Origin of the sequence: Rossellomorea aquimaris (assembly GCF_001877785.1) — a bacterium.
Classification (GTDB): domain Bacteria; phylum Bacillota; class Bacilli; order Bacillales; family Bacillaceae_B; genus Rossellomorea; species Rossellomorea aquimaris_A.
In genome coordinates this window covers 125,279-138,445 of record NZ_MINN01000085.1, presented here as the reverse complement: position 1 = coordinate 138,445, position 13,167 = coordinate 125,279, and the positions used below count along the sequence as shown (strand labels likewise).

Annotated in this window: 11 protein-coding genes and 1 other annotated feature; of the genes, 3 read left to right on the top strand and 8 right to left on the bottom strand. The window is 46.9% G+C overall.

Annotated features, from left to right (window positions below; translation table 11 throughout):
* Positions 1-42 precede the first annotated feature (42 nt).
* A complete protein-coding gene (locus tag BHE18_RS10535) occupies positions 43-837 on the bottom strand; it encodes an SDR family NAD(P)-dependent oxidoreductase (protein WP_071618533.1) in 795 nt (264 codons plus the stop codon).
* Between the two features lie 14 nt (positions 838-851).
* Positions 852-1,814: an MBL fold metallo-hydrolase gene (locus BHE18_RS10530; protein WP_071618532.1), complete on the bottom strand. Its 963-nt coding sequence runs from the start codon at positions 1,812-1,814 to the stop codon at positions 852-854.
* A 164-nt stretch (positions 1,815-1,978) separates the two neighbouring features.
* Positions 1,979-2,198, top strand: a binding site (T-box leader).
* A gap of 70 nt (positions 2,199-2,268) precedes the next feature.
* On the opposite strand from BHE18_RS10530, the gene proC reads away from it, so the two are divergent.
* Together proC and namA are read left to right on the top strand one after the other, a co-directional pair.
* Entirely contained in the window at positions 2,269-3,096 is an 828-nt protein-coding gene (proC, locus tag BHE18_RS10525; protein WP_071618531.1) for a pyrroline-5-carboxylate reductase, read from the top strand.
* A gap of 96 nt (positions 3,097-3,192) precedes the next feature.
* On the top strand, positions 3,193-4,209 hold the full coding sequence (gene namA / locus BHE18_RS10520) for an NADPH dehydrogenase NamA (protein WP_071618530.1): 1,017 nt from the start codon (positions 3,193-3,195) through the stop codon (positions 4,207-4,209).
* A gap of 840 nt (positions 4,210-5,049) precedes the next feature.
* On the opposite strand, the gene BHE18_RS10515 is transcribed toward namA, so the two are convergent.
* Positions 5,050-5,586, bottom strand: a complete 537-nt coding sequence (locus tag BHE18_RS10515; RefSeq protein ID WP_071618529.1) for a histidine phosphatase family protein — start codon at positions 5,584-5,586, stop codon at positions 5,050-5,052.
* An 18-nt stretch (positions 5,587-5,604) separates the two neighbouring features.
* Complete coding sequence (gene rnz / locus BHE18_RS10510; protein WP_071618872.1) at positions 5,605-6,531, bottom strand: ribonuclease Z; 927 nt, start codon at positions 6,529-6,531, stop codon at positions 5,605-5,607.
* Between the two features lie 349 nt (positions 6,532-6,880).
* Here rnz and zwf point away from each other — a divergent pair, with 349 nt between their 5' ends.
* Positions 6,881-8,383, top strand: coding sequence for a glucose-6-phosphate dehydrogenase (gene zwf, locus BHE18_RS10505; protein ID WP_071618528.1), 1,503 nt, complete (start codon positions 6,881-6,883; stop codon positions 8,381-8,383).
* Between the two features lie 55 nt (positions 8,384-8,438).
* Here zwf and gndA read toward each other — a convergent pair whose 3' ends face one another.
* The 4 genes from gndA to BHE18_RS10485 form a co-directional block, all read right to left on the bottom strand.
* On the bottom strand, positions 8,439-9,848 hold the full coding sequence (gene gndA / locus BHE18_RS10500; RefSeq protein WP_071618527.1) for an NADP-dependent phosphogluconate dehydrogenase: 1,410 nt from the start codon (positions 9,846-9,848) through the stop codon (positions 8,439-8,441).
* 147 nt (positions 9,849-9,995) lie between these two features.
* Positions 9,996-11,249, bottom strand: coding sequence for a DNA polymerase IV (locus BHE18_RS10495; RefSeq protein ID WP_071618526.1), 1,254 nt, complete (start codon positions 11,247-11,249; stop codon positions 9,996-9,998).
* A 21-nt stretch (positions 11,250-11,270) separates the two neighbouring features.
* A complete protein-coding gene (locus BHE18_RS10490) occupies positions 11,271-11,738 on the bottom strand; it encodes a chemotaxis protein CheW (RefSeq protein WP_071618525.1) in 468 nt (155 codons plus the stop codon).
* 261 nt (positions 11,739-11,999) lie between these two features.
* Positions 12,000-13,121: a M20/M25/M40 family metallo-hydrolase gene (locus tag BHE18_RS10485; protein WP_071618524.1), complete on the bottom strand. Its 1,122-nt coding sequence runs from the start codon at positions 13,119-13,121 to the stop codon at positions 12,000-12,002.
* Positions 13,122-13,167: the final 46 nt, after the last annotated feature.

The window sequence follows — 13,167 nt, the reverse complement described above, 5'->3', positions numbered from 1 at the left end:
CTCCTTGTTAGATTAGACGTACTAAAGTACTATTTGGTTTCACTATTTTTTGAAAAAAAGTTTATTTCCCACTTTTTCGACAAATGATGGAATCAATTGATAGATGACACTTCCTGCATTCATCCAGCGCGGCAGATTGATTTCCCGGCGGTTTGTGAAGAGGGCGTCCACCACTTTTTCTGCTACAAAATCAGGCTTCAGCATCCACTTCTCGACATTTTTCACGTATGTGCCTGATTCATCGGCAATGGAAAAGAAGTCTGTGGCGATCGGCCCGGGATTCACGGCTGTGACCCTCACCCCGTATCTTACCGCTTCCATCCGAAGGCTGTTGGTGTAACCGAGAACCGCATGTTTCGACGCCGAATAGGCGCTCGATTTAGGCGTGGCAAATTTTCCAGCCTGCGAAGCTATATTGATGATGTGGCCGGATCCCTGTTCTCGCATATGGGACAGGACTTCTCCCGTACATGCCATCAGGCCCAGGACGTTCACTTCGAACATGCCCTTAACTTCTGCAAAAGGAACCTCATGCGCTTCTTTGAAGATGCCGAATCCTGCATTGTTGATGAGACCGTGGACTTTTCCGAAATCATTCAGGATCTTTTGAAAAACGCCCGGAATTTCTTCGTAGTCGGAAACATCAAGCGGGTAGATTTCCACTTTTGATTGGAAGCGGTCCTCGATCGTTTGCTTCAGCTCCTCCAGACGCGGAAGACGGCGGGCGATCAAGGCCAGGTTCCCTCCGTTCTCAGCCACTTTCAAGGCCATTCTTTCTCCGATTCCCCCCGATGCGCCTGTGATGATGATATTCTTTCCTTTGATTCTGTTATTCATTTCCCTCACCTCGATTATGCATGGTAGTAAAAAGTATCCCCTTGTTTTTCTTTCCTGATTGACCCGAGGGATTCCAGATAATCCAATTGGCCGATTGTTTCTGACAAGGTAAGACCGAGTTCCTTTTTATAAACCGAAGGAAACAGGAGCCTGCAAATATCGAAAACAGTCTGCTGCTTCCCGCGGATCAACCCGAGGACCCCCTCTGCCCTTTCCGCCTGTTTCGTAAGTCTTTTCGGGATCAGGGAATGTACATGATCGACTTCCTCCCCATGTCCTGTATAAGCATATGAAATGGGGATATCCATTAACTTCCTTAAAGAATCATTGTACTGAAGGAGAGGCTTTGTCCGCTTGCCCCCTCCCTCGAAGGGCGGTTCGATGATCGGGTTGGGAGAGATATGGGCGAGGATGTGATCGCCGGCGATCATCACCCCGTCACTTTCCCGGTAAAAAGAAAGGTGGCTCTGGGCATGGCCGAGTGTTTCGATGATCCGCCACCCAGGCAGACCCGGTAAGGCGTCCCCTTCTTTTATCACTTTGTCCAGTGCCCTGTTCCCCATATACTTCAGCGGGCTTTTGAATTTGGGGACTGCATCCAGGTAAACATCCGGAAGTCCCGATTCCTTCCCCAATTGATGAAAAAAACGGTCATAGAATCTATGGAAATATTTATCTCTGTCGATCCAGTACCGGTTATATGAATGGCCGATTATTTTCACGGAATCCGGGAATCTTTCGAGCAACCCTGCATGGTCGGGATGATGATGGGTAAGGATGATCTGTTCGATATCCTCAATTGAATAGCCCAAAGAACCAAGCGCGGATTTCAGCTGTTCCCATGCGGTATCCGTCAGCGGACCGGCATCCATCAGGGAAAGCACGTCCCCTTTTATCAAATAGACATTGACGTCCCCGACCGCATACGGAGTTGACAATGTAATCTTAGCAATATTATTTACAAAAGCTGTTGTCATGGTTTCACCACATTCCAGTTATTCGATCATGAAAAATGAATGATCCTTCATTTCATAGTGTACATTTTATTCCTTTCTTTGTCATTTTTCTTATCTTGTGAATATACTGAAATAAGCACTTGACAGACAAGCTGCTTTTTTAAGATAATCACCTATAACATATTGGTAAAGCGATGATAAAGAATAGTAACAGATGAATGACGCAAGAGAACGGTGCCCGTCAGGCTGGAAGGCACTGTCGTCCACTTTGTCTGTGAACCTGCCTTTAGAGCGTCTTTAAAATAGAACGTCTCCAGCGTTACATGGAAATCAAGTGTATCCCCCGGCTTTTCCGGTGGATAAAACAAGGTGGTACCACGGAAGCATGACCCTTTCGTCCTTTATGGATGAAGGGGTCTTTTGTTTTTTCAAGCAAGGTTTTGCTGCAGCATTTTTCATAAGGAGGGAATAGTAAATGAAGACATTGTTTGTCGGAGCCGGGTCAATGGCATATGCCTTATTAAACGGGGCCCTTGAAGCAAAGGTTTTGGAGAAAGAAAGCGTATTTGTCACAAACCGCTCGAACGGTCAGCTGCTGACAGAAGTAACAAACCATTTCGGCGTAAATGGGGTGCATGACCATCTCCCTTCACATGAACCATTCGACGTGATCATCCTCGCCATGAAGCCAAAGGATTTCCATGGTGCAACTCCTGCCGTCAAGCGTTTTTTGACCAGTGATACACTTATCATTTCTGTTCTTGCGGGCATTAGCATCAAACAGATCCGGGAAGCTCTGGCATTCAACGGAGCGGTTGCCAGGGCGATGCCGAATACGAGTGCTTCAGTTGGACGATCCGCAACGGCCGTCACATGTAATGGATCCCTCTCAGAAAAGCAGAGGGAATGGACGATGAAGTTTTTCTCTTCGGTCGGTTTGGCGGTGGAAGTCCCGGAAGAACAGATGGATTTGATCACAGCCGTATCAGGAAGCGGACCGGCCTATATTTATTATGTCGCAGAGATAATAGAAAAAGCGGCGGTGGACCTGGGACTGCACAGTGAACTGGCAAAAGCCTTGATCAAGGAAACCATTTCAGGTGCATCCGTGATGCTTGAGAAATCCGGTCTCGAAGCTGAAATTCTTCGAAAGAATGTAACCAGCCCGGGCGGAACGACGGAAGCAGGCATCAGTGTCCTTGAACAATATGGAGTAAGCGAAGCCTTTACACATTGTGTCGATGCAGCAAAGAACCGCTCTCAGGAAATGGGAAAAGAATTGAGATTGAACCGGGTAAAGTAAAAAGCAAATTTCTTTCTTCACTAAAATGCTGCTGATATAATGAAAACGCATTATTATTTAGGCACTCGAAATATAGGTGAAAGGGGATTTTTTGCATTGAAATCAAAACTGTTCGAACCGTATACATTGAAGAATATTGAACTGAAAAACCGTATCGTGATGGCACCGATGTGCATGTACTCTTCCCATAATGAAGATGGGAAAGTGGAAAACTGGCACCGCACCCATTATGTGAGCAGGGCTGTCGGCGGTACAGGTTTGATCATACAGGAAGCGACCGCGGTCACACCGCAGGGCAGGATTTCCCCGCAGGACCTCGGCATCTGGAGCGACGACCACATTGAAGGGTTGAGCGAACTTGTGAGCCTTATCAAGGAGCAAGGGGCGAAGACAGGGATCCAGCTGGCGCACGCCGGCAGAAAAGCTGTGTTGGAAGGTAACATCATCGCTCCCTCTCCAATCCCTTTCAATGAGAATATGAAAACCCCATTGGAAATGTCAGCGGATAATATCAAAGAAACCATCACCGCATTCGTGAAAGGCTCGGAAAGGGCCAAGAAGGCTGGTTTCGATGTCATCGAAATCCATGGTGCCCACGGGTACCTCATCAACGAGTTCCTGTCACCGCTCTCGAATAAGCGCAGCGATGAATATGGAGGATCTGCTGAAAACCGCTACCGCTTCCTCCGTGAAGTGATTGACGGCATAAAAACAGTCTGGGACGGCCCGCTCCTCGTGCGTGTATCGGCAAAGGATTACCATGAGGACGGACTGGACGCAGAGGATTATGTGGTATTTTCACAATGGATGAAGGATCAGGGGGTCGACCTGATCGACGTAAGCTCCGGGGCAGTCGTTCCGGCCAGGATTCCGGTTTATCCGGGATATCAGGTGAAGCTTGCCGAAACCATCAAAGAAGGGGCCGGTATACCTGCAGGAGCCGTCGGACTAATCACCTCCGGCCTCCAGGCGGAAGAAATCCTCCAGAATGACCGCGCAGACTTGATCCTCCTCGGAAGGGAACTGCTGAGGAACCCATACTGGCCGCGCACCGCAGCTGGCGAACTGAACGAAGAGATCGAAGCACCGAAGCAGTATGAACGGGGCTGGTGATTAGAAAAGCGGAAGTGGGCGTTTTGCTCCCTTTGAAAAATGTTCTTAGGCTTTGAGGCGCTCTTTGCCTCAAAAGCCTAAGGTTAATTTTCAAACGGGAGCAGACCACTGGAGCTGGACAATAGAAAAGCGGAAGGGCTTTGGTCGGAGGCGAGGGGGCATAAGACGAAGCGGACGGGAAGGCATTTTTTTCTTTCTTGGACGATTTGGCTTATGACCTGTGCCTCTAAGCCCTGGAGCTGGACAATAGAAAGCGGAGGTGGCCCGTTCAGCCCCGACAAGCGTTGGAAGTCCGGCAAGCGAAGTCGTTCTTTGACTTCAGTGGACGGACTGAAACGTCTCGAGGGGCTGGCCGCCGGAGCTGCACATTAGAAAAGCGGAGGCGGCTCGTTCTGGGACGAACGACAAGCTAAGAAGGTCTTCTTCCGTGAGAAAACCGAGCAGGTTCTGCTCGGTTTTCTTTTATGATAGCCCCTCCGATTCAGGTCAAGTTATTTATAATTATTATTAAAAGATCATAAATCTGGAAAATGGATCATATATTTTTGGAATGGATCATAAATTCTGGAAATGGATCATATATTTGCAGAATGGATCATAAATCCGGGAAATGGATCATAAAACATCTGACCGGGACAGATCCCCTCCTAAACCCTGACCGAAACATCAAAAATGTAATAGGTTCAACCCAAAATAGTCAAAAATCTTTTGTTCTTATATCAAATCAACCCTGTGGGACATAAAAAGGATGCTTGGATGAGCAGTTTCACTTCCGCTCTGAACCAAGCATCCTTTTAATATTCCCAAACCGGCCGTCTGCGAAAGACGGCCCGCCTGTAATCACGCATCCCAAATCCGCCGGACCTCCCCTTCTCCCGCTGTCACAAGATACACATCAGGGTTGCTCAATGCGAACAGTTCATCGTATCCATACTTTTCGTCGAAGTAGCGAAGAAGCAAAGTCGTCAGGTTTCCATGACTCACGACGACAATGTGATCTTCTTTTCTTTTCAGGACATCATCAATAAAAGAAGAAGCGCGTGCCATCCCCTGTTCATTCGATTCTCCGCCGGGAAAGGCAAGTGAGAAATCCTCGAAGGTTTCCCTCAGTCTGTCCTTCCAGTCCGGAAGATCTTTTGCGCTGAGGATCCGCTCACCCAGGCGCTCATCTTCCTGAACAGGGATCCCGCTGCAATCTGAGAATGGCTGGATGGTTTGCAGCGTTCGCTTGAAAGGGCTGGAATAAATCGCTTCAATCGGATATTTCCCCAGGAAGGAAGAGAGGCGGTGCGCCTGCTCCTCCCCTTCCGCTGTCAAAGATGCATGAAACGCCTGACCTTCAGCCTTGGCGTGACGGACAATATAGATGGTTTTCATGACAGGGTCTCCTCTCTCCTATTTTTTCACTGGTATCGTATATTCCAAAAAGTCTTTTGCTATGTAGCTTTCAGGAAAGGTTTCCCTTGCCTCTCTTTGCAACTCCGGCCAGGATTCTTTTGCGAACCGGGAAGAGATGTGGGTCAGGAACAGGACGTTCGCCCCGGATTCTGCGGCTGTCTGTGCGGCCTGTTCGGTTGTAGAATGAAAATACTCATAAGCCATTTCTTCCTGATCTTTATTGAATGTCGCTTCATGAACCAGGACATCAGCCGACCTTGCAAGCTCGTATGCAGGCCTGCAGGTTCGTGTATCCCCGAGTATGGTGACCACGCGACCCGGAATGGAAGGGCCTATATACTCTTTTCCGTCGACGATGCTCCCATCATCAAGCACCACTGCTTCGCCCGATTTCAGCCTCTTATAGATTGGCCCGGGCTTCACCCCCCTCTCCTTCAAATGATCCACCTGAAGTTCACCGGGCTTATCCTTTTCCTCCACTCGATAGCCGAACGACTGAAGACCGTGCTCAAGTTCCTTCGCCTCCACTCTGAAACTTTCATCTTCAAAAACAATCCCTTCTTCCACTTCCACTATTTCAAGTGGATATTTCAGGTGGGTCTGGCTGATTGATAAAGAGACTTCTATAAACTCTTTGATCCCTTTTGGTCCATAGACGACAAGCTCCGATTCCCCTCCCTGAAACGACCTGCTCCCAAGAAGGCCGGGGAGTCCGTATATGTGATCCCCATGAAGATGGGTGATAAAGATTTTTTCAATTCTTCTGGGCTTGAGACTTGTATGTAAAATCTGGTGCTGAGTGGCTTCACCGCAATCAAACAGCCACACGCCCCCTCTTTCTTCCAGTAATTTCAAAGCAATGCTTGTTACATTGCGGAGTTTTGCCGGCACACCGGCTCCCGTGCCTAAAAATAACAATTCCACATTTTTCACTCCCGCCTGCTTACGATTGGTATCCTTATCATAGCATATTTTACGGATTGAATCCCTTTGCTGCGATGCATTCAGGTGACGCTTCATCCTTCAGCAGATAACTTGTTATAAGTTTTGAAAATAAAGCCACCATAAAGACGATGATGATTTTGCAATGGAATCACTGCTCCCCGGAAACCGGCAAAAAAATCCCAAAACATTCCCAATCATAAGCTTATCAGCAAATGATTTGCTAAATACCTGTTTAATCTTTAAAATTAAGTAATTGTAATAGATAATAAATAAGAAGAAACCATTCAATTAAGACAGATAAGCAACTAGATAAAGTGAGGTCATGACTGTGAAAAATACTAATACACCCTCTTCTCTGATCACTATTTTTGGAGCTACGGGGGACTTAGCAAAAAGAAAACTATATCCATCCCTTTATCATTTATTCCGAAAAGGAAAAATCTCGGAACAGTTTGCCGTCATCGGTGTCGGACGCCGTGACTGGTCGAAAGAGGAATTCCAAGAGCATGTAAGAACGTCCGTACATAATGCACTGGGCAGCCAGGAAAACATCGAGGGATTCGTTTCTCATTTTTACTATCAGCAAAATGATCTGTCAAACAGTGATTCTTATCAGGCTCAGAAACAATTGTCGGAGGAATTGGATGAACATTATCAGCTGAAAGGAAATCGAATCTTCTACCTGGCAATGGCACCGGAATTCTTCGGTACGATCACGGAAGATCTGAAGACACAAGGGTTGACCGATACGAAAGGCTTCCAGCGCCTGGTCATCGAAAAGCCATTTGGACATGACTTGCCGTCTGCTGAACAGCTGAACAGTCATATTCGCGAATCCTTTTCAGAAGATCAAATTTATCGTATCGATCACTATCTCGGTAAAGAAATGGTGCAGAATATCGAAGTCATCCGTTTTGCGAATGCCATGTTCGAGCCGTTATGGAATAATCGGTATATCTCAAACATCCAGGTAACTTCTTCTGAAGAATTGGGTGTGGAAGAACGCGGAAGATATTATGAAAAAAGCGGTGCACTGAGGGACATGGTGCAAAACCATATGCTTCAAATGGTCGCACTCCTGGCAATGGAGCCGCCGATCAAACTGACTACCGAAGAGATCAGAAGTGAAAAGGTCCGGGTGTTAAGGGCCCTCCGTCCATTCAAACAGGATGAAGTGAAGGACTATTTTGTTCGTGGACAGTATGGTCCCGGCACTTCAAAAGGACAGACTGTCGAAGGGTATCGGGAAGCTGAAAATGTGGACGACTATTCCAATACTGAGACGTTTGTAGCCGGAAAATTGATGATTGATAATTTCCGCTGGGCAGGCGTGCCGTTCTATATCCGTACCGGGAAGCGGATGGCTGCAAAGTCCACGAAAATCGTGATTCAATTCAAGGATATCCCGATGAACCTTTACTATAATACCGATAAGCCATTGGCGCCGAACCTGCTTGTCATCCACATTCAGCCGGAAGAAGGGATCACCCTGCACCTGAATGTGAAGAAATCTGGACAGAATATTGAAACGACTCCTGTTAAATTGAACTTCGCCAATAACAGCGTCGACGGAATGAACACCCCGGAAGCATATGAAAAACTTCTGCATGACTGCATGCGCGGGGACGCAACGAATTTCACCCACTGGGATGAAGTGAAACTCTCCTGGGCATTCGTCGACAAAATTTCCGAAGTATGGGAAAAGACGCGTGATGAACAGTTCCCTAACTATGAGTCCGGTTCTATGGGACCAAAAGCTGCCGATAATCTTCTGGCAAAAGACGGTTACTACTGGTGGCCGATTGCGAATTTAGATGTAGACCAATGTTAATATAAAGAAACATCAAAAAAGCCCCGCTGATTCAGCGGGGCTTTTACTATTATTCTTATTTCATCCACTCGGTGTGGAAAGTACCTTCTTTATCAACGCGCTGATAGGTATGTGCACCAAAGTAGTCACGCTGAGCCTGGATCAAATTTGCAGGAAGCGTCTCTGTGCGGTAGCTGTCATAATAAGCAAGAGCAGCAGAGAATCCAGGTACCGGAACACCGTTTTGAACGGCAACCGAGATGACCTCGCGCAGTGCATATTGATAGCTTTCCACGATCTCTTTGAAGTAAGGATCAAGCAGCAGATTGGCAAGGCCTGATTCACGGTCATACGCTTCCTTGATCTTTTGCAGGAATTGGGCACGGATGATGCAGCCCCCGCGGAAGATCATGGCGATATCACCGTATTGAAGGTTCCAATCATATTCATCGCTCGCTGAACGCATCTGGGCGAATCCTTGTGCATATGAACAGATTTTACTCATATAAAGTGCCTTGCGAATGGATTCGATGAGAGCTTCCTTGTCACCTTTGAACGCGGAAGCGTCAGGACCTTTCAGGATCTTGCTCGCTTTTACGCGTTCGTCTTTGATTGCTGAAATGAAGCGTGCAAAGACGGATTCAGTGATGATCGGAAGGGATACACCGAGGTCAAGTGCACTTTGGCTTGTCCATTTTCCGGTACCCTTTTGACCGGCTTTATCAAGGATCACGTCGACCATCGGCTTCCCTGTTTCCTCATCTTTTTTCGTGAAGATATCTGCCGTAATTTCGATCAGGTAGCTGTCGAGCTCGCCTTTATTCCAGTCGGCAAACACTTCGTGCAGTTCTTCAGCACTTAATCCGAGTACGTTTTTCATGAGGAAGTAAGATTCTGCGATCAGCTGCATATCCCCGTATTCAATGCCGTTGTGGACCATTTTCACATAGTGGCCGGCACCGTCCGGACCGATGTAGGTCGTACATGCTTCGCCGTTCACTTTAGCAGCGATGTCTTCAAGGATGGGAGCAACGAGGTCATACGCTTCTTTCTGGCCTCCAGGCATGATCGAAGGGCCTGTCAATGCCCCTTCTTCCCCGCCTGATACACCCGTACCGATGAAGTGGATGCCGGATTCGCTCAAATCTTGATTACGTCTTCTAGTATCTTCAAAGAATGTATTGCCGCCGTCGATCAGGATATCCCCTTTTTCAAGGAAAGGCTTCAATTGATCGATTGTGGCATCCGTTGCTTTCCCCGCTTTCACCATGAGGAGGATTTTCCTTGGTTTTTCCAGCGAATTAACGAATTCTTCGATTGTGTATGTAGGAACAACGTTCTTTCCTGTTGATTCATTCACCATTTCATCCGTCTTTTCACGGGAACGATTGTAAACAGACACAGAATATCCTCTGCTTTCAATATTCCATGCAAGGTTTTTACCCATTACTGCTAATCCAATAACGCCGATTTCTTGCTTAGACATTTCGGTCAACGTCCTTTCTGTGTGAGTTTTACTGGTTATAGAAATCATTTCTTAAACACGCAGTCAATCCCTTTCAATCTAACAAGAATACGGACCTGATGCAAATCATCCGTTCCCTGCGAGCGCATCAATCATTTAGAATGCCCATTAATCGCGTAAAAAGTCCTTGTTAAAACTTGTGTCCTGTTTTGTATCATATGAAGGTTTCTTGTCTTTTCCCCTGACGCCTTTTGAAATGGCGTCTTTTCCGAACTTTTCCTGCAATTGAGAGAGTACATTGTACAATGGCTCTTCCTTTGCTGCATTTTCATATGAAAAAAGATCCAGCTGCTCTGTCGCTTCATTTTTCTCCATTAAGTCCTGTGCAGTCACTCCAAGCAAGCGGACCGGGTCTCCGTTCCAATGCTTTAAAAACAGCTGACTGGCATGTTGATAGAGATCCTCTTTCGTACTGACAGGATTTTCGGTCTTCCTGCTTCTCGTAATCGTCTTCCTGCGTTTATCCCTGATCATGACCTGGACTGTCGTGCCCACGACGTCCTTTTGATGCAGCCGCTGCGAGACTTTTGCACAAAGTCTTTCAATGGTGGAAAGAAGTTCACTCTGGTTTGCAGTATCCCTCGGGAGTGTGGTGGAATTTCCGACGCTCTTATAATCATAAATAGAATCAGGATCCACGACTCTCCGGTCTATCCCGTTTGCCCGTTCTTTTAAGCGCATTCCGTTGATTCCCAATACAGATTTGAGCTGTATTTCGTTGGCCATTGCAAGATCTTTGCATGTAACGATACCGATTGTTTCCAGCTTTTCGGCGGTTTTAGACCCGACGCCGTGCATTTCGATTACAGGGAGCGGCCATAACTTCCCCGGGATGTCCCGTTTCCTCAATACGGTTATCCCCATCGGTTTTTTCATATCAGAAGCGGTCTTTGCAAGGAATTTATTTGGCGCGATCCCGATCGAGCACGGAAGGTCCAACTGACTCTTGATTTGGTGTTGAATGGAGGAGGCAATTTCAAGCGGGCTTCCTTTTTCATATGAATCGGTAATGTCGATGTACCCTTCATCGATGGACACCGGCTCCACCAGCTCGGAGTATTGCCTTAAAATATCGAACATGCCTCGTGAAGCAGCACGGTACCGATCGAAGTTGGGGGTTTTAATAATCAGGTCCGGGCATAATTTCCTTGCTTCCCATAGAGGCATCGTAGTTTTCACCCCAAAGCTTCTGGCTTCGTAGCTGCATGTAACGATGATGCCTTTTCTCTCTTTCGGGTTTCCCGCGATTGCCAGCGGCTTTCCTTTAAGACTTGGATCAAATGCCATTTCAACCGATGCATAGAAGCTGTTCATATCGACATGAAGAATGACTCTGCCATTCTTGGGATAAAGTGAATTCATACTATCGCGTCTTTCGTTTTATTAGTTTTGGGGGATTTTTTGCTCGTAAACATAGTCCCTGATTTCTTTCATACCTTCAAGACTTCCGATTAAAACCTCCGGATCGATCTTCGTGATCATACGATCCTCCAGATTGATGACACCATCGAAATACCTGGTCCTGGAGTATGCAAGGAGGCCAGCATCTGTCACTGCCCCTTCGGGAACTTCCAAGATCTCTTTCGCTTCTTTTACCACAAGGCCTGCCTGGAGTGTTTCAGTATGTATGACCAGGAGAAATAGCCCTTCTTCATGGAAGCGTTGATTATATAATATGGAAGAAAGATCCAGTACCGGCATGAGTTCATTTCTCACTTTCACCAGGCCGAGAACGTAAGCCGGCAGGTGTGGAACCGGGTTGATGCCCCCCAGTTTTTCAATTGATACGACCTGTTCGATCGGAAGTGCATATTCTTCCCTGCCTGCATGGAATACAACTACTTTTGTCATGATTAGTGATGTCCCCTCTCAACTCTGTTTATGTTACTTCTAATGTACCATAATTAAACATATTTGAAGAGTTTAAGAGGCTGTTTTTAGTAACAATACAGAAATGTCCATTAACAAATCGCTGTTGTTAATGGACATTGGGCCAGCTCCGGCGGGTTGGGACTCGAGGTCATAAGTCAAGCCAGCTAAAAAGGCAAAAAACGCCTTTCCGGCTGACTCGTCTTATGCTTGTCGTCCCAAAACGACCCGCCTCCGCTTTTCTTATTCGGCTACTTCCTGAATGACCGCTACGACCATTTCTGCAAGTTTGTTCAGTTCTTCCACTGGCATTCTTTCATTTTTTGTATGGATTTCTTCATATCCCACAGCCAGGTTCACTGTCGGCACGCCGAAGCCTGCGATGACGTTGGCATCACTTCCGCCACCGCTTGTCAGCAATTCACTCGGGCGACCGATTTTCTTGGCAGCACGTTTGGCAACTTCAACGACTTCGTCTCCGTCACTGAACTTGAAGCCTGGGTACATGACATGGACTTCCACTTCAGCCTTTCCGCCCATTTCTTCCGCTGTGGTTTCAAATGCATGCTTCATTTTTTCTACTTGTGCTTCCATTTTTTCCGGAACCAATGAACGCGCCTCCGCTAAAATGTCTGCTTGTTCGCATACGATATTTGTTGCTTTACCGCCTTCGAAACGTCCGATATTCGCCGTTGTTTCTTCATCGATGCGGCCAAGCGGCATTTTAGCGATCGCTTTGGCTGCAATCGTGATGGCTGATACACCTTTTTCAGGAGCCACACCCGCATGAGCCGTTTTACCAAAGATTGTTGCGAGGATTTTCGCCTGCGTTGGAGCCGCAACGATGATATTGCCGACTTTACCGTCCGAATCCAGTGCAAAACCGTACTTCGCTTTTACAAGAGAGGAATCAAGCGCTTTTGCACCAACGAGACCCGACTCTTCCCCTACGGTAATGATGAATTGAATATCACCGTGTGAGATATTTTGTTCCTTCAGCACCGTGATCGCCTCAAGCATCGCCGCAAGGCCGGCTTTATCATCCGCACCAAGGATCGTCGTTCCGTCGGAGTATACATAACCGTCTTCCTTCAATGTCGGTTTGACACCTTTGGCAGGAACAACCGTATCCATATGGGAAGTGAAATAAATCGTATCCACTCCATCTTTGTTCCCCTTCAGGTTACAGATGAGGTTGCCGGCACCGTGTCCGGTCACACCCATGGTATCGTCCTCGTACACATCGACACCAAGGTCCGTGAACTTCTTTGTCAATACTTTAGCGATCTCAGCTTCATCTTTCGTTTCAGAATCGATTTGCACCAATTCAAGGAATTCATTCAATATCCGTTCTTGATTTATCATTTAATAGACCTCCACAATATGTAATCACTGTTCTAGTATATCGTGA

What these genes read in the sequence shown, in the direction of transcription:
- gndA (WP_071618527.1), bottom strand. Translation starts at nt 9,848, where the DNA reads ATGTCTAAGCAAGAAATCGGCGTTATTGGATTAGCAGTAATGGGTAAA.
- BHE18_RS10485 (WP_071618524.1), bottom strand. Translation starts at nt 13,121, where the DNA reads ATGATAAATCAAGAACGGATATTGAATGAATTCCTTGAATTGGTGCAA.
- BHE18_RS10530 (WP_071618532.1), bottom strand. Translation starts at nt 1,814, where the DNA reads ATGACAACAGCTTTTGTAAATAATATTGCTAAGATTACATTGTCAACT.
- BHE18_RS10515 (WP_071618529.1), bottom strand. Translation starts at nt 5,586, where the DNA reads ATGAAAACCATCTATATTGTCCGTCACGCCAAGGCTGAAGGTCAGGCG.
- BHE18_RS10535 (WP_071618533.1), bottom strand. Translation starts at nt 837, where the DNA reads ATGAATAACAGAATCAAAGGAAAGAATATCATCATCACAGGCGCATCG.
- proC (WP_071618531.1), top strand. Translation starts at nt 2,269, where the DNA reads ATGAAGACATTGTTTGTCGGAGCCGGGTCAATGGCATATGCCTTATTA.
- BHE18_RS10490 (WP_071618525.1), bottom strand. Translation starts at nt 11,738, where the DNA reads ATGACAAAAGTAGTTGTATTCCATGCAGGCAGGGAAGAATATGCACTT.
- BHE18_RS10495 (WP_071618526.1), bottom strand. Translation starts at nt 11,249, where the DNA reads ATGAATTCACTTTATCCCAAGAATGGCAGAGTCATTCTTCATGTCGAT.